The following is a 14922-nucleotide window of genomic DNA, read 5'->3' as shown; positions in this document are numbered from 1 at the left end:
ATAAAGGCGTTCGTGGAAGTCTGCGAGCGGGTTGTCAGGTCTCAAGACCGCCTGTCGGTTGCATTGCCGGGCGGCGGTCCTGGGGGGTGACGAATGCCAAGGTCTTGACCGTTCGATGCGTTCCCGGACCGACCCCGACCAGCAAGATCACGGTCTACAGCCGGAGTACTGAGCAGTCGGCGCCTTGAGGGTGGCTATGAACGCGACCCAGGAACGGGAGGGGAATACGAGGGCGGGGCCGTCGGGGTTCTTGGAGTCGCGGACGGGGACGAGGTCGGGGAGGTTGCCGGCGACCTCGACGCATGCCCCTCCGTCGTTGTTGCTGTAGCTGCTCTTGCGCCAGGAGGCAGCGCTCAGGTCCGGGGTGATCCGCATGAGGTCCACTCCTTCATCACGGCTCGGATCATCGCCTCGGAGTCACGGGGCGAGAGGGCCATGGCCCGCAACAGATCGTAGTTCTTCCGGAGCTTCGCAACTACGCCCTGGTCCTCGATGATCGTTCCGAAGCGGCTGTCCTCTTTGTAGGCGAACATTGGCTCATCCGGCAGCGTGAAGAGCATCAGGGAGTTGCCCGCCTCGGCATGCTGGCCTGCACTGAACGGCAGGACCTGAATGGTTACGTAGGGATGTGTCCCGCGCTCTACCAGGGACGCCATCTGGCGGCACATCACCTCGGGCCCACCCGCCGGGCGGCGCAACGCCGCTTCGTCCACGATGAACCAGCGTTCCCGCGGTTGAGGGTGGTCCAGCCGTGCTTGCCGGTCGAGGCGGGCCTTCACCATGGCCTCGATTTCCGCGTCCGGAGCGTGGCGGTTGCCGATGCGTAGCGACTCCCTCGCCAGCTCAGCGGTCTGGAGCAGGCCGGGGATGGTGGCGCACGAGTACTCCTCGATGACCGCCGCGCGCCTCTCGATGTCCATCATCCAGCGGTACTTGCCCGGGAAGGGCTCGTTCTTCGCGAGCGCGTGCAGCCTCGCGAACATCCCGTCCGTGCCGAAGCACGCGTCCAGCTTCGCCGGAAGGTCGTCGTACGGAAGGCACTCCGCCGCCTCGATCCGCGCGAGGTGCGACTTGCTGTAGTTCAGCACCTCCGCCAGCCGCCGCAGGGACATGTCCGCCTTCTCGCGGTGGCGGCGGATCTCCGCGCCGAACAGGTCGCGGGCGGAGCGGTCGGGGAAGAGTTCGCGTGGCTGAAAAGGCATCGGTTATCCCTCCATGTCCCGTTGATCTCACCGGGACCACTGGCGCCTTTCGAGCATACGCACCGGAGCGCAACGATGGGCGCACAGTCCGTAATTGGCCCTGGAGGAAGTAAGCCCCGGCGACCGTGCGCGCGGTCCCGGGGCGGGCCAACCTGAAGATGGAAGCAGGTCGACATGGATCAACCTATCGAGCGCGTCACCGCCAGGGGCAAGGGGATTTCCCGCCGTACGCAGGCCGAGCCCGACGGCCCTCGGATGACCATGCGCGTGTACCGCGTGTCCTCGGAGACCGGTGCGGTCACGGAGGAGTTGGGCAAGGTGATCGTCATGATCAAGGACAAGCTCGCGCCCCTCCAGTCCAGCCAGTACCCGCCCTGCGAGTGCCCGCTGCACCGCGACCGCCCGGCTCCCTGGTTCCGTTGAACCGTTGTCTCACCACGGTTCCTTGAACGTGATGCCGAGGTGCTGGAAGAGCCCTTCGCGCTGCTCGGCTGTGGCCCAGACCATGACGTCGTCGTGCCCGAGGGTGTCGGGGCCGCAGTCGGCGCAGCGGAAGGAGCGGGGGTCGTCGTCGGGGCTGAGCGCTTCGATGGCGGCCTGGGCCGCGGTCATGTCGAGGTAGTCGTTCGACTCCTGCTCGATGAGGAAGGAGAGCTCCTTGCCGTTGCACTCGAAGTACAGCGTCCCGCGGCCGGCGTCCTCGTCGTCCGGGTCTTCTTTGTGGAAGCGGTAGTTGTCGACGGTGACCTTTCCTCCGGTGAGGGCTGCCGCTTCTCCGAGGAGCCATTCGTAGTGCTGGTCGGCGAAGTCGACGTCATCGGCGTGGATGGATACGGCCACGCCGAAGTCTTCGAGCGAGCTGGCTATCTCATGGCCTGGTTTCATTTCGCTGTGCGCGAGGTCACCGAAGTCGGCTATGACGCTTTGAGCTGTCTCCTGAGTGATCATGCCGAGCTCGGTGAGGACTTCAGCAACCCGTATGTAGTTGATCGGTTGAGATTTCGCCATGGCCTTCATCCTGCCTCGGAAGCGGTTCCCCTGGTGCGGAGTGCGTCTTTCTTCGCCCGGTTTCCGCAGGTGGCCATGGAGCACCAACGTCGGGTGCCCGGGCGGGAGGTGTCGAGGAAGAGGGCGCCGCACCGCGGGCCGGCGCAGTCGCGGACGCGGGCGATGGCCGGGGAGGTGACGAGGTCGAGTGCGTCACGGGCGATGAGCGCGAGGGTCGCCGTGACGGGGTCGTCCGCGTGCCATTCGATGCCGCCCGATGCTTGGAGGCTGGGGGCCGGAACGGGGTGCGCGGCGGCATCGTTGACGTGGTTCCGGACGGCGGGGCGCGATGCCGTCGTGCCGCCTCGGGCGCGTGCCGTCTGGATCAGTTCATGGATCGCCTCGCGCAGTGCGCGTGCCTGCTGAAGCTGTGGGGCATCGGGTTGCCTGGTGGCGGAGGTGATCTCGCCGGGGCCGCACTGCCGTATCCATGCGGCCAGGTCGACCGGCGACGCGAGCTCCTCCGCGGCCTGGGGCGTCCCTCGATGGCGCAGTGTGCGGATGAAGTCGAGGCACGGTCGGCCGGCCCCCTGTCGGAAGCGGGCCGGTTCGATGGATGAGGCCATGTGATCAGCCTATCTCGGAACCGGTTTAACTGGTACCTTCGCTGAACCAGTTAAACCGGTTCCCGTGGTGAGGTGTCCCTTCATGCCCCTGTCCAGCGATCAGACAGTGCCGCCCCCCGCAGGTCTCAACTGCTGGGTGACCCTCGGCCTGGCTCTCGCCTGCGGCGTTGGCGTGGCCAACGTCTACTTCCCGCAGGCGATCAGTCCGCTGATCGCCTCCGACCTGCATGTGTCGGGTGACTCGGCCGCCTTGGTGGTGACGGCCGCCCAACTCGGTTACGCAGTCGGGATCTTTCTGTTGGTCCCTCTCGGCGACCGACTGCCGCACCGCCGCCTGCTCCTCACCCTGCTCGGCCTCACCGGCCTGGGCCTGCTCACCGCGGCGACTGCCTCCGGGCTGCCCGTGCTCATCGCCGCCAGCGTGGCGACGGGGGCCACGACGGTGGTGCCGCAGATCATCATCCCGATGGCCGCGGGGCTGGTGCCCGCCGAGCGGCGCGGGGCCGTGACGGGCACGCTCTTGAGCGGACTGATCGGCGGCATCCTGCTGGCCCGTACCTTCAGCGGTGCCCTCGGCCAATGGCTCGGCTGGCGCGCTCCCTACCTGGTGGCTGCCGCACTGGTGCTGGTACTGGCGATGGTCCTGGGCCGCGTGGTGCCGACGACGACACCGTCGTCGCGGCAGCGCTACGGCTCGCTGATCGCCGAGCCGGTGCGCCTTTTGTGTGCCGAACCCGAACTGCGGCGCTCCTGCTTCTACCAGGCGGCGGTCTTCGCCGGCTTCAGCGCCGCCTGGACCAGCATCGCCCTGCTCGTCACCGGCCAGGCATACCACCTGGGCGCCCAGACGATCGGTCTGATCGCCCTGGTCGGCGCGGGCAGTATGTTCGCCACCCCGGTGGCGGGCCGCGCGGTCGACCGCAGAGGCCCCGACCCGGTGAACCTCGTGTGCATGATCGGTGCCGTCGCGGCGGCGGCGGTCATCGCACCCGGCGCGCTCGGCGGCGCGGTAGGGCTGACCGCGCTGCTGGTGGGCATGCTGCTGCTCGATGTCGCGATGCAGTCGGGGCAGGTGGCCAACCAGGCACGGATCTTCGCCTTGCGCCCCGAGGCCCGCAGCCGCCTGAACACCGCTTACATGACGTGCGCTTTCCTCGGCGGCAGCATCGGGTCCTGGCTCGGTGTGCGGACTTATGATCACTTCGGCTGGAGCGGGGTGTCCGCCCTGGTCGCGACCACGGCCGCGCTCGCCCTCGCACGACACCTGCTGCGACGTCGTGCCCCACGCCATCTGACGCCCACCGCCGCCGGGCGGGAGCCGGGCGGCAACTCCCGGGCCGACGTGCTCGACAGCGGCCCCGCCGTCCGTTGACGCCGCGGCCGGCGTCCGTACGGCCCTGTAGCGTCGGCCCATGGCGATCACTGCGGAAACGCTCACACGGCTGCGGACCACCGCGATGGCGGGCGATGCCCACGCCGCGCTGGAGTTGGGGCGGCTGTTGTGCCTGACGGCGTCGGAACCGGGTGCCTCCGGCGACGGTGACCAGACCTGGCCCGAGGAGCGCTGGCTGCGCGCCGCGGTGGAGGCACGGCCCGATGACATCGAGGCCCTGACGCTGCTGACCGGGCGTCTGGCCCAGCAGATCGCCTACTGGGAGGCCGTCTTGGACATGAACCCCGATGTCATGGAGGAGTACGGGGAGGGCGAGGACACCGTCAGACGGCGGCAGAGCGAGGCGGAGGAGCTTTACGCCCGGATCCGCGCGGCCAGTCCCCTCGGCCACGTCGAGGCCGGACTGGACGAGTTGGCTGTACTGCTCGGTGTGAGCGGCAAACCGGCCGCGGAGGCCACGTACAGCTTTTATGTGGTGGAGGACGAGTCATGGAGTGGAAGCGTGCGCTACGGCGCGACCATCGTCGCGTCCGACGCCGACGAGATCCGCTGGGCATGCGATGAGTGGCTCGCGCTGGAGAGCGGGCTCAGCAGCGCCCCCACTCTCACCACGTACGTGGATGGCGCCGAGGTGAGCTCGATCGACCTCGGTCGGCACCTCGTCGACGCGACCGTGCCGTGGGACGTCGTTGCCGTGCCAGAGCTGACCGGCCCCCGCCTGCCCGTGGGGCTGCCCGTCCCAGGTCACGGGCTGTACTACGGCTTCTCGTGCACAGCCGAGTAGCGTTGCGGCGGGAGCGCCCCGACGGAGCCGGGGCGCTCCGGCGCCTCTGGGCTAATCAGTGAGGGTTGGAGTCGTCCAAGTGCGCCATTCGGACAGGTTGCCCGGCTTCTTGCCCGAGATCCTGATCAGGCCGGGAGCGTTGCCCGTCTTCAGCAGGAACTTCTGGATGTTCTGCTGCAGAGGAGCCTTCCACTCGGACCTGACGGCGCAGTGGTTGCCGTCCTGGATGTCGGACCAGTAGGTGATGTTGGTCCCCGCGCCGAGCGCCTTGTAGACCTCCGCTCCGCCCAGGGCCGCCACGCTCCCCGATTTGGCGCCGAGCCAGTCGATATGCGGATTCTCCATGATGAAGAGGCCGCGCGGCGCCACCATGGACACGATTTCGTGCGTGTCCAGCGGCAGCGTGGCCGGGTTGCCCGTGAAGGAGCCGAACGCGTCGCCCAGCCACGGCTGCTCCGAGTAGGCGCTGCTCAGAGGCTGCGAGCCGCTTTCTCCGGGAATCCCGCGGAAGATGGGAGCGCCGGCGGTGCCCGACTCGATCGGCATGGTCAGGGCGATCCGCTGGTCGAAGGCGCCGATGGCGAAGGCGCCCTTTCCGTACCGCGAGCATCCCGTGACGCCCATCGCGTCAGCCTTGAGGATGTTGCCGCCCGACTGCTCGATGACGTCGATGATCCGGCTCACACCCCAGGCCCAGGCCATGAGGACCCCGGTGCTGCTCGATGAGCCGTAGACGCTGTAGTACGCGCCTTGTTTGTTGTTCCGTGGTGTGCCCTCTCTGCCGACCGCGAGGGGGTCGTAGCTGATGACGGCGGCGCCGGAGGCTTTGATGGTGGCGGTGTCCGCTCCGAATCCCCCCACGACCACGACGGCCGGGAAGGGGCCGGAGCCACTGGGCAGTTCGACCTTCGCCGAGAAGCTGGAGCTTTTGCCCTGGTCCGTCACGTTCACCGTGATGTTGGTGTTCGAGACGGTCCCCGTGACACTGGCGGGCTTGGTGTGTTTCTCGCCGTAGACGTATTTCTCCGCCAGCTTCTTGATCTCCGCTCGTCTGCACCGCCAGTCGGACTTGGTGGAGATGCGCGTCCCGTTCAGCTTGGTGAAGGGGTCGGGGAGCTTGGAGTTGGCGGTCAAGGAGCCCGGGAGTTGCACGGCGCAGTCGGCACCGTCGTCTTCGACGCCGGCGGCGAGGCGCGCGGGCGCCCCGGGAGCGCCGACGGCGCCTGCCTGGGTGGTGAGGGTGGTGACCGTCAGGCTCGCGATGGCCATGAGGACCGCGGGTGCCCACACCCGTGGCCGTAATCGCTGGAAGCGCATGTGGGGGACCTCCCTGAGAAGGCGCGCAATCGGCTGTGGGAGCGCTCCCAATTTAGGGGCCGGCCGGGTGCGTAGCAACACCCGTAACCGGGCCCGGTCTTCATCGGCCGGGCCCGGGCCCTGGTTCGGCCGAGCCGCGGTTCAGTCCCGCCTCTCCAGGCTGTCGCGTACGCGATCGACGGCCCAGGGCGTTCCCTCCGTCGGCCACGACGCGGCGAGCTCCGTGAGCAGGGCCCGGTGGTCCTCCAGCCGGGACTCATCCGTGAGGGCCAAGGCGGCCTCGGCCTGCACCTCCAACACGTCGCATCCGGTGGCGCGTACCAGTTCCTCGGTCGCCGCGTCGCCCCTGGCATCGCTCAGCGCTCCCAGCGCGCCGGTGCGGTTCAGCACGGGAAGGCTGTCGTCGCGGGCGAGGGCTCCGAGGGTGCTGATCAACTCCGGGTCCGCCGACTCCGTCGCGTAAAGGAACTCACTGACCGTGTACAGGGCGCAGCCGCGCACCTCGCGGTCGGCGGCCCGCCGCAGCACGCCGGCGAGCAGCGCCGCGTCCTCGGGCTCCCACGAGCGCGCCTCGCGCAGCGCGTGCAACGCGCTCAGGTGGCTGGCACCGGCCGGTGACGGGGGCCGGCGCAGCGCCTCGCGGGCGCGGGCCAGCACCTGGGGGGTGTCGATGGCGCGTGCCTGTTCGCCGAAGTGGCGCTCGAGGCCCTTCTCGTCGTACCAGTGGTCCAGCGCGATGCCCACGGCCACCTCGTGACCGCTGTCGAGCAGGGTGCGGAGCGCGCGGTGGTACGTCTCCTCGCCGCTGGGCGCCCGCAGTTCGCGGTGTGCGCGGTAGAGGTCGGGGTCTGCGAGCCGGTGGGCTTCCCAATGGACGCTGTGCATGCCTCCGAACACCGCGCGGCGGACCAGGTCGGCGTCGTGCGCCGATGACATGACCTCAACCGGCCAGCCCTCCACCGCCGCTTCGAGCAGTTCACGATGCTCGTCGATGCGCTCCGGGCGGGACAGCCGCCAGGCCGCCTGGACGTGGATGTCCCAGTCGCCGCTGGACAGGGCGCGCACCAGCAGCGGGTTGGACTCCGGTCCCAGCGCCTCGCCCAGCACGCGGAGTGCGGTCTTGTGGTGGCCGGACAGGGACGGGTCGAACACGAAGCGGCTGACGAGGCCGACAAGTCGTTCCCGATCGGGCGCTTCGGCCGTACGGTCGGGCGTACGGTCGGGCGTCTCGGCCGTACCGTCCTGCTCCTCGTCCGTGTCCAGCACTCCGTACGCGACCCAGAGCGCCTTGTGGCGTACCTCGTCGTTGGCGGTCCGCTCCAGCACCTCGGCGATCCGCGTCGCGTCTGATGCCTCCGCCCAGCGGGGACCGATCGCGTTCAACGCGCTGATGTGGTTGGCGGCCTCGCCGGTGCGCGGACTCAGCTCGGGCGGCGACGGCGGATCGCCCAACACCTCCCAGGCCCGCGCGACCACCTCGGGCGCGTACGCCTCGATCTCGTCCTCGTGGAGGAGGTGGCCCAGCCCCTGCCAGCTCTCGAAGTAGTCGAGCGCGATGCCCACGGCCACCGGGTTTTCGCTGTGGAGCAGGGTGCGGAAGGCGCGGTGGTAGGCGTCCACGCTGCCGGTGGGGAACATCAGCTCCGCGTGGGCGCGTTCGAGCTCCGGATCGCCGTCCAGCCGGGCCCCGAGCCAGTAGGTGCTGTGAAACCCGGTCAGCGCCTCCCGTACCAGGCTCGCCGGGTACTGCGCGTCCTGCGGCCAGGTGGCTGCCAGCCGCTCGACACGTTCCCGGTGGTCATGGAACCGGCCGTTTGTGGTGAGGCCGAGGGCGCCCTGGACCTGCAACTGGAGCTCGCTCGACTCGGTGGCGCGGATCAGGAGGGCCGTCGCCTCGGGGTCGTCCGCCTCGAACAGCGCGTGCAGGGCCTGTGTGCGCTCCCTCATGTCGATATCGGGGCTTTCGTCGAACGCCACGGCGCCGAGCGCGGCGACCAGCCGCGGGCTCGGCGTCTCGGCCTCGGCCAGCGCGGTGGCGGCGGCCGAACAGGCGGCGGAGCGCACATCCTCGTTGGTGGCGAGGGCCAGGGCGTCGGCGATGAGGTCGATGTCGGCGGGTTCGGCGAGGTTCATCATCGCGTTCAGCGCGCTCGCGTGGTTGGCGCCCGCGAGGGTGTCCTCGTCCCCTGGGGTCGGCGGCCGGCGGAGCAGTTCGCGGGCCACGGCGAGTACGTCGGGCCCGAACTGCTCGACCGCGCTTTCGCCACCGAACCGGGTCAGCGCCCCGGAGTACTGGAAGTGGTCGAGCGCGATGCCCGCGGCGACGGTGTGTCCGCTGTGGAGCAGGGTGCGGAAGGCGCGGAGGTACGCCTGCGCCTCGGTCGGAGCCATCAGCTCGTCATGCGCCTGTTCCAGCTCGGCGCTGGGCAGTTCGCAGCCTTCCCAGTGGAAGCTGTGGAAGCCGGCCACCATGTGTCAGTGTCTCCTTTCCGAGGCCGGCCACCGAGCCTATCCCGGCTGAGCGGGGCTCAGTTGTCGGTCACTGCTGCTGGAATGGGACCCATGACCAGTCCGCAGAACCCACAAAACCCGCAGATCACCGCGCTGCTGCAGCAAGTGGCGCACAGCATGGCCAAAGGGGCGCCCCCAGGGTGGCAGCGGGCATCGATCAGCGCTCGTGCCGACCGGCACGCCATCGGCTGCCACGGAGTGGTCAATGTTCTCGCGAACGGCAGAACACGCCCCGGATCCATGCGGACACCCAAGCAGCTGAAGCGGGTTTTCGAACTGGACGACACCGGAGCCGACGCACTGGCCATCGAGCTGATGGTGTTTGCCGACGGCCGGTTCGAAGCGCTGACCAGCCGGGCGATCGCTCTGCAGCCCCAAGGGCCGGGCCATGTCTACGTCCTGCGGCCCGATGTCCGGCCACCCGACCCCGGCGATCTGCAGTCCGGGCCCGTGGACCCGACACAGGCCGGAGATCCGCAGGAGGCGGTGCGGCTGCTGTGGGCGTATCTGCGCAAGCGGACGGAGATCTTCGGCTGGGAGCCGGGCCGCCTCGAACGCTTCGAGGACGTGCTGCCCGGCCCCTGGAACGCTGAGGAGATCGAAGACTACGAGCGGAAGCTGGGCGTGCCGCTCCCGGACGACCTGCGCGCGCTGTACGCCGTGGCCGACGGCGACGGCGGGGACGACGGCTCCCGGCTCTTCGACCGTCATATCTGGCTCGACCTCGACCAACTGGTCTCCTTCCGCCACGCGGACCACTGGTGGGCGGCGGGCGACACCTGGCAGTACCACAGGCTCGGTTCGGTGCGCTCCGATGGTCTGCCGCGCGCCACGGTGCGGTCCTCGGCCGACCGCCCCGGCTGGATCGTTTTCGCGGACAGCACCGGCGGTGACTTCCTGGCCGTGGACATGGATCCGGCCGAAGGCGGCCGCCCGGGCCAGGTGATCCGGGTGGGTCTGCACCACGACGACGGCCCCGTGTACGTCGCCGATTCGGTGACCGAGCTGCTGCGGCTGGAGCTGGCGGCACTGGAACGCGGCGACTACAGGTGCGACGCCGCGTCCGAGCAGCTGTGGATCGACGCCGGGCTGCGGGAGCTGCCCGGCGACACCGCTGAAGACGCGGACGGCGGAACGGAAGGCTCGGGCGCGGCGGCGGAGCCCCCCGTGCACCACGCGGACGTGACCTGCGACGCGGAGCTGTCGCCGCTGGCAGGAGACCCCACGCTGGCAGCCGTGACGGTGCGGTCGGCCGAGCCCGTGTCGCTGGCCCCGCTGCGGGACTGCCCCCGGCTGTACGGGTTGGACCTGTCCCGGGCGGCTGTGCGGGACCTCGAGGTGGCCGCCCTGATACCGGGCCTGCGGTACCTGGCGATGCGCCCGGAGCAGTGGCGGGACCTCATCGAGCGTGCCGGGCCGCCGCCCGCCCTGGCCGCCGCCGTGCTGGCCGACGCCTCCTCGCCCGAGACGCTGGCCGAGTGGGCGGTCGGCCTTGGCGGCGATCGCGACGACATCCGCTACTACACCGGCCGGCTGCCGGACCACACGTAGGACCTGACCCAGGGATCCGGTGTGCCCGCTCGCGGGGAGGCCGGCGGGCACACCGGAGACCGGCTATCCCGCCGGGCGGATCCTGGTGAAGCGCTGCGACATGACCGGGCCGAGAGACTTCGTGATCTCATGCCCCGGGCTGCCCGGGTACGGAAGGTAGTTCAGGAACGAGGTCACGATGATCTCGTCGACTTCGGGAACTCCCCTTTTCATCCTGTCCTCCAGGAAGTCAAGGACCTTCCGCCAGTCCAACGTCCCGCCCTGTGGGGCGAGAAATGAGTCCATCACCTCTTGCGTGACGTCCCAGAAGAACACGTGCGGCAGGACTTCACCGTTCTCGTTGAACACGTGTGATTCGTAAAGGTCCTCGAGCTCCGGGACGTGGCCCACGAGATCGAGTACCAACTGCTCACCGCTGTCCATCAGCAGCCCTGAAGCCCTTCGTAACCGGCGGCACCCTTGTACTTGCCCTTGTGCGCGTCGTCGATGGCCTGGATCAGGCTTTTCGCCACCCGGATGTCCCGCGCCGACCTGACCACGGTCTCCTTCTTCCCGCCCTTCGGCTTGTACTCGTCCTTGGTGAGGAAGTTGTTGAGCGACGCCCGCAGCTGGGTCGTGCTCTTCAGGTGATCCTTCCCCTCGACCTTGGCGCCGCCTTGGGCCTCTTCGTTGGCCGCGGCCATCGCGGAACCGTCACCGATCGGGTTCGGACTGCCGAGGCCGTGATACAGCGCATCGACGATGTTCTGCAGTCGCGCGTTGTCGACCTGCGGTATGCCGCCGTTGTTGTGGACGAGGACCGGCGTCTCGCCCGCCAGCACATAGTACGTGCGGGGACCGGCGACCGAGAGGTCGTGCGTGGGCTGACTGACCTGCTGGTCCAGGACCGCGGTCACCGGGAGCGGCGAGCCCGCGGCGCTGCGGAGCCTGTCGCCGGGCCGGAGGTCGCCCGCGTTCTTCCACCGCTTGGCGTCCGCCAGCCAGAACGGGTGGTTGTCGGTCGCCATGAGGGTGGCGGGCCCACGATCGGTGCTGACGGTGATCCGGGTGAAGTCCTTGTCGCCCTCGGTGGCGAAGACCTGGGTCACCGGCCGCGCCTCGGTGCGCCGGAGCCCGGGGGCGCCGGCCGCCACCCGGTCCCCGAGGCGGATGTCCTCGATGGCCCGGTGGGTTCCGTCGGCAAGGAGGACCTTGGTACCGGACGGGAAGCTGTGGGACCGGCCGCAGTCCTTGTTGTTCCGTTCCTGCTTCACCCGCTCGACGAGCTTCTTCACCTCGACCGTCGCCAGCGCGCGGGCGGTGATCAGGGCGTTGGAGGTGTACGGGATCCGGTACTGGACGGGCCGGCCGCCGTTGGCCCGGGAGCGGGCCCGGGCCTCCGCCTTCTTCTGCGCCTCGATCGAGGCGAAGGTCGGGCCGGCGCCGGGGTTGGAGCAGGACAGGCTGCCTGAGACGCTGGTGCCGGTGACGGCGAAGGTGCCCTGGTTGCTCGTGCAGCCGCCGGCGGACTTTCCGTCGATGGTGAAGGTGGCGCTCATGACGGCGGTGACCTTGCCGTCCACCAGGCGGCTCTTCGCGCTGGTGGTGATCTGGCCGGAGAAGCTGTGGCTGGTGGTGCAGCCTCCGGAGCCGCACTTCACCGACCCCGAGCCGCTGAGCGTGAGGGAGATGCCGCTGTCGGTGGCCTTGCCGAGCTCCTTGGTCTGCTTCTCCAGGGTGTCGTACATCGGGTCGACGGCGTCCCCGGTGACCGGGGCCAGATCCATGCCCTGGGAGTCACTGCCCTCGAGGGGTCCGTCCGTGACCTCGGGGGCTTCGGCCGGATCGTCGTCGGGGGAATCCTGGGCCGCGGCCTGTCTCACGGTGCCGGCGCCCGGGGAGGGCGCCCCCGACCGCGACGGGCGGTAGGGCTCCAGGCGCAGCACCCGGTACGGCTTCTTCCGCGTGATGAGCAGACGGCCCGCCGAGGTGTCCACTCCCAGGGCGGGTGCCCCCTTCACGGTGCGGGGCTGCCGCTGCGACGACTCGCGCGGAGCCGGTGTGCTCTCCAGCGCGTCCAGCGCCTTGGACAGCTGAGTCGCCAGCTCGGGTGGGGTCGGACGCTGCTCGACCACCTCCTTCGCCGAGCCGGACGAGCCCTCGTACCCGGCGGACCACTTGCCGGGCGTCTCCGTGCCGGGCTTGGCGTCCTGGCCGGGGGCGGGGTCCACCTTCCAGCGGGTGAAGGTCTTGCCACCCACCTGGAGGACGTCACGGTCGAGCGTCTTGGTGCCAGAGCCCGTGGTGCCGAAGCGGCTGCCGGAGGCTGTGACGGTGACGTCCCGCTTCGTGGCACCGGCGGTCGAGGAGTCCTGGTACCGCAGGCCGGGGGCCAGGGCCAGCTCGGCCAGGGCCTGCCGGAACGGCTTCAGATTCCACTTGGCCTCCGGCTTTTGCGCTCCGGAGTCCGTGTTGTCCCAGACCAGCAGCCCGGCCACCAGAGCCAGGACCAGTGCACCGACCCCGCCGAAAAGGAGGAAGCGCCCGCGTCGGCCCGACGGCAGCAGTCGCCACCGGCGAGACCTCGGGGCCGGCGGATGCGGCGGCAGCGGTGGCGGCGGCCCGTATGGGGAGCCGGGCGGTGGCCCGTACGAGAAGTTCTGCGGTGGGGGCCCGTACGGGGAGGCCGGCGGCGGCCCGTATGGGGAACCCGGCGGCGGCCCGTAGGGGGAGTTCTGCGGCGGGCCGTACGGGGAACCCGGCGGCGGCCCGTATGGAGGGTTCTGTGGTGGGCCGTACGGGCCGCCCTGGGACGGCTGGTCATCCGGTGGCCACTGGCCGTCCGGGCGTGATGGCTCCGTCATGAATCCCCCCGTGAGTTGTCGATACGTCAGGAGAGATTGTCGGCCGGTGTTCAGGGGACTGCCAAGAGGCGCGGTGTTGTCGAGCGCCGGGCTGTCTCTACGTCACGCAGCCCCGCAGGACGAACGCGATGGTGTCGTCCAGGCCCTGCTCGACATCTTCGGCGGGGAGCGTGCCGTTCGCCGCCAGGGTGGCGAAGCCGTGTAGCGCGGCCATGGTCGGCAGGGTGATGCTCCCCACCGGCCCCGCGCGCACCTCGCCCCGGCGCTGCCCGTCCTCGATCAGCTCCGTGGCGAGCGCCGCCAGCCGCTGCGAGCACGCGATCAGCTCCTTGGACGCATCCGGTTCGTGTTTGACCGAGTACATGAGCTCCAGCAGGACCGCGTTGCCGGTGGCGAAGTCCACATAGGCGCGCGCGATCGCGTCCAGCCGGTCGGCGAAGGCCCCGCCCGACTCGTCCCGCGCCGTGGTCAGCGCCCCCAGCAAGCGGTCGAATCCCTCCAGGGCCAGCGCGTCCAGCAGCGCCTGCTTGTCCTTGAAGTGGCGGCTGGGCGCGGCGTGGCTGACCCCTGTGTCGCGGGCCAGCTCCCGCAGCGACAGCGCCCCCGGGCCCTTGTCGCGCAGTGTCTGCTCGGCGCGCGTCAGCAGTGCGGCGCGGAGGTCTCCGTGGTGGTACGGGCGGGTCTTCATGCCCATCAGTCTATCCGCGGTGTGACCAGCGCCTACATTGTTGTCGTTGACATCATTGTTTGCGATGACTACATTGGTCGCATGTCGAAGACCCTGAACACACCCCCCTGGAACGAAACCCGCCTCCCTGACCTGACCGGCCGGACCGCCGTGGTCACCGGAGCCAACAGCGGCCTGGGCATCGCCACGGTCGACGCCCTCGCGCGGGCCGGTGCCCACGTCGTGCTCGCCGTACGGGACACCCGCCGCGGCGAGGCCGCCGCCGCGACCGTCACCGGCACGCCCGGCACCCTGGAGATACGCCCTCTCGACCTGGCCGACCTCGCCTCGGTCCGCAGGTTCGCCGCCGGCTGGCAGGGCGACCTCGATCTGTTGATCAACAATGCCGGTGTCATGAACGTCGCGGAGGCCACCACCAAGGACGGCTTCGAGCTGCAGTTCGGCACCAACCACCTCGGCCACTTCGCGCTGACCAACCTGCTGCTGCCGCATATCACCGACCGCGTGGTGACGGTCTCCTCCGGCGCCCACCGGATGCCGAGCGGCAATCACATCCGTTTCGAGAACCTGAACCTGACGGGCGAGTACTCCCCGATGCGCGCCTACAGCCAGTCCAAGCTGGCCAACCTCCTGTTCACCCTGGAACTCCAGCGCCGCCTGACCGCGGCCGGCTCCCGCGTGCGCGCCCTGGCCGCGCACCCCGGCTGGGCCGCCACCAACCTGCAGGGCGGTGACGCCAGCTTCCTGCGCCGCACGGCCATGCGGGTGGGCAACCGGTTCTTCGCGCAGGACAGCAAGGCGGGCGCGCTGCCGACGCTGTATGCCACGGTCCAGGATCTGCCCGGCGCCGCCTACGTCGGACCGGACGGCCTCGCCGAGTTGCGCGGCGCCCCGACGCTGGTCGGCCGGTCCCCGGCGGCCGGCGACCCGGAAACGGCGCGCCGCCTGTGGACCGTGTCGGAGGAGCTGACCGGCGTCACGTTCCCCGAGCGGCTGGGCGCGGACCTGGCGAGGTAGGCC

General features: G+C 69.9%; 14 protein-coding genes. 5 read left to right on the top strand and 9 right to left on the bottom strand.

The features are described from left to right. Positions 1 to 147: 147 nt before the first annotated feature. Both PV419_RS39275 and PV419_RS39270 read right to left on the bottom strand, forming a co-directional pair. Positions 148 to 375, bottom strand: coding sequence for a DUF397 domain-containing protein (locus tag PV419_RS39275; RefSeq protein ID WP_319697235.1), 228 nt, complete (start codon positions 373 to 375; stop codon positions 148 to 150). Next, positions 354 to 1202, bottom strand: coding sequence for a helix-turn-helix transcriptional regulator (locus PV419_RS39270; RefSeq protein ID WP_319697233.1), 849 nt, complete (start codon positions 1200 to 1202; stop codon positions 354 to 356). Before PV419_RS39270 ends, PV419_RS39275 begins: the two co-directional genes overlap by 22 nt. 174 nt (positions 1203 to 1376) lie before the next feature. Here PV419_RS39270 and PV419_RS39265 point away from each other — a divergent pair, with 174 nt between their 5' ends. Beyond that, positions 1377 to 1625 carry a hypothetical protein gene (locus PV419_RS39265; protein WP_319697231.1) on the top strand — a complete coding sequence of 83 codons (249 nt, stop codon included), beginning with the start codon at positions 1377 to 1379 and terminating at the stop codon, positions 1623 to 1625. Positions 1626 to 1634: 9 nt separating this feature from the next. On the opposite strand, the gene PV419_RS39260 is transcribed toward PV419_RS39265, so the two are convergent. Both PV419_RS39260 and PV419_RS39255 read right to left on the bottom strand, forming a co-directional pair. Continuing rightward, on the bottom strand, positions 1635 to 2210 hold the full coding sequence (locus tag PV419_RS39260; RefSeq protein ID WP_319697230.1) for a hypothetical protein: 576 nt from the start codon (positions 2208 to 2210) through the stop codon (positions 1635 to 1637). A gap of 5 nt (positions 2211 to 2215) precedes the next feature. Beyond that, positions 2216 to 2815 carry a CGNR zinc finger domain-containing protein gene (locus tag PV419_RS39255; protein WP_319697229.1) on the bottom strand — a complete coding sequence of 200 codons (600 nt, stop codon included), beginning with the start codon at positions 2813 to 2815 and terminating at the stop codon, positions 2216 to 2218. 82 nt (positions 2816 to 2897) lie between these two features. Between PV419_RS39255 and PV419_RS39250 the strand changes: the two genes are divergently transcribed. Together PV419_RS39250 and PV419_RS39245 are read left to right on the top strand one after the other, a co-directional pair. Next, positions 2898 to 4187, top strand: coding sequence for an MFS transporter (locus PV419_RS39250; RefSeq protein WP_319697228.1), 1290 nt, complete (start codon positions 2898 to 2900; stop codon positions 4185 to 4187). 40 nt (positions 4188 to 4227) lie between these two features. Further along, a complete protein-coding gene (locus tag PV419_RS39245) occupies positions 4228 to 4992 on the top strand; it encodes a hypothetical protein (protein ID WP_319697227.1) in 765 nt (254 codons plus the stop codon). Between the two features lie 51 nt (positions 4993 to 5043). Here PV419_RS39245 and PV419_RS39240 read toward each other — a convergent pair whose 3' ends face one another. Together PV419_RS39240 and PV419_RS39235 are read right to left on the bottom strand one after the other, a co-directional pair. Continuing rightward, positions 5044 to 6261, bottom strand: a complete 1218-nt coding sequence (locus tag PV419_RS39240) for a cellulose-binding protein (RefSeq protein ID WP_319697226.1) — start codon at positions 6259 to 6261, stop codon at positions 5044 to 5046. 189 nt (positions 6262 to 6450) lie between these two features. After that, entirely contained in the window at positions 6451 to 8781 is a 2331-nt protein-coding gene (locus tag PV419_RS39235; RefSeq protein WP_319697225.1) for a hypothetical protein, read from the bottom strand. 90 nt (positions 8782 to 8871) lie between these two features. On the opposite strand from PV419_RS39235, the gene PV419_RS39230 reads away from it, so the two are divergent. After that, positions 8872 to 10371 carry an SMI1/KNR4 family protein gene (locus PV419_RS39230; protein ID WP_319697222.1) on the top strand — a complete coding sequence of 500 codons (1500 nt, stop codon included), beginning with the start codon at positions 8872 to 8874 and terminating at the stop codon, positions 10369 to 10371. 63 nt (positions 10372 to 10434) lie between these two features. Here the strand turns inward: PV419_RS39230 and PV419_RS39225 are convergent, their stop codons facing one another. The 3 genes from PV419_RS39225 to PV419_RS39215 form a co-directional block, all read right to left on the bottom strand. Beyond that, a complete protein-coding gene (locus PV419_RS39225) occupies positions 10435 to 10794 on the bottom strand; it encodes a hypothetical protein (RefSeq protein WP_319697221.1) in 360 nt (119 codons plus the stop codon). Further along, positions 10794 to 13214 carry a Hint domain-containing protein gene (locus PV419_RS39220; protein ID WP_319697220.1) on the bottom strand — a complete coding sequence of 807 codons (2421 nt, stop codon included), beginning with the start codon at positions 13212 to 13214 and terminating at the stop codon, positions 10794 to 10796. Before PV419_RS39220 ends, PV419_RS39225 begins: the two co-directional genes overlap by 1 nt. Before the next feature lie 97 nt (positions 13215 to 13311). Beyond that, positions 13312 to 13902, bottom strand: coding sequence for a TetR/AcrR family transcriptional regulator (locus PV419_RS39215; RefSeq protein ID WP_319697219.1), 591 nt, complete (start codon positions 13900 to 13902; stop codon positions 13312 to 13314). Positions 13903 to 13983: 81 nt separating this feature from the next. Between PV419_RS39215 and PV419_RS39210 the strand changes: the two genes are divergently transcribed. Further along, positions 13984 to 14919, top strand: a complete 936-nt coding sequence (locus PV419_RS39210) for an oxidoreductase (protein WP_319697218.1) — start codon at positions 13984 to 13986, stop codon at positions 14917 to 14919. Positions 14920 to 14922: the final 3 nt, after the last annotated feature.

It is taken from the genome of Streptomyces sp. ME19-01-6, assembly GCF_033793745.1.
Classification (GTDB): Bacteria; Actinomycetota; Actinomycetes; order Streptomycetales; family Streptomycetaceae; genus Streptomyces.
The sequence above is the reverse complement of the archived record's forward strand: the minus strand, read 5'-3'. Positions and strand labels throughout refer to the sequence as shown.

Coding starts and splice junctions, on each gene's coding strand:
- PV419_RS39275 (WP_319697235.1), bottom strand. CDS start 375: ATGCGGATCACCCCGGACCTGAGCGCTGCCTCCTGGCGCAAGAGCAGC.
- PV419_RS39270 (WP_319697233.1), bottom strand. CDS start 1,202: ATGCCTTTTCAGCCACGCGAACTCTTCCCCGACCGCTCCGCCCGCGAC.
- PV419_RS39265 (WP_319697231.1), top strand. CDS start 1,377: ATGGATCAACCTATCGAGCGCGTCACCGCCAGGGGCAAGGGGATTTCC.
- PV419_RS39260 (WP_319697230.1), bottom strand. CDS start 2,210: ATGGCGAAATCTCAACCGATCAACTACATACGGGTTGCTGAAGTCCTC.
- PV419_RS39255 (WP_319697229.1), bottom strand. CDS start 2,815: ATGGCCTCATCCATCGAACCGGCCCGCTTCCGACAGGGGGCCGGCCGA.
- PV419_RS39250 (WP_319697228.1), top strand. CDS start 2,898: ATGCCCCTGTCCAGCGATCAGACAGTGCCGCCCCCCGCAGGTCTCAAC.
- PV419_RS39245 (WP_319697227.1), top strand. CDS start 4,228: ATGGCGATCACTGCGGAAACGCTCACACGGCTGCGGACCACCGCGATG.
- PV419_RS39240 (WP_319697226.1), bottom strand. CDS start 6,261: ATGGCCATCGCGAGCCTGACGGTCACCACCCTCACCACCCAGGCAGGC.
- PV419_RS39235 (WP_319697225.1), bottom strand. CDS start 8,781: ATGGTGGCCGGCTTCCACAGCTTCCACTGGGAAGGCTGCGAACTGCCC.
- PV419_RS39230 (WP_319697222.1), top strand. CDS start 8,872: ATGACCAGTCCGCAGAACCCACAAAACCCGCAGATCACCGCGCTGCTG.
- PV419_RS39225 (WP_319697221.1), bottom strand. CDS start 10,794: ATGGACAGCGGTGAGCAGTTGGTACTCGATCTCGTGGGCCACGTCCCG.
- PV419_RS39220 (WP_319697220.1), bottom strand. CDS start 13,214: ATGACGGAGCCATCACGCCCGGACGGCCAGTGGCCACCGGATGACCAG.
- PV419_RS39215 (WP_319697219.1), bottom strand. CDS start 13,902: ATGAAGACCCGCCCGTACCACCACGGAGACCTCCGCGCCGCACTGCTG.
- PV419_RS39210 (WP_319697218.1), top strand. CDS start 13,984: ATGTCGAAGACCCTGAACACACCCCCCTGGAACGAAACCCGCCTCCCT.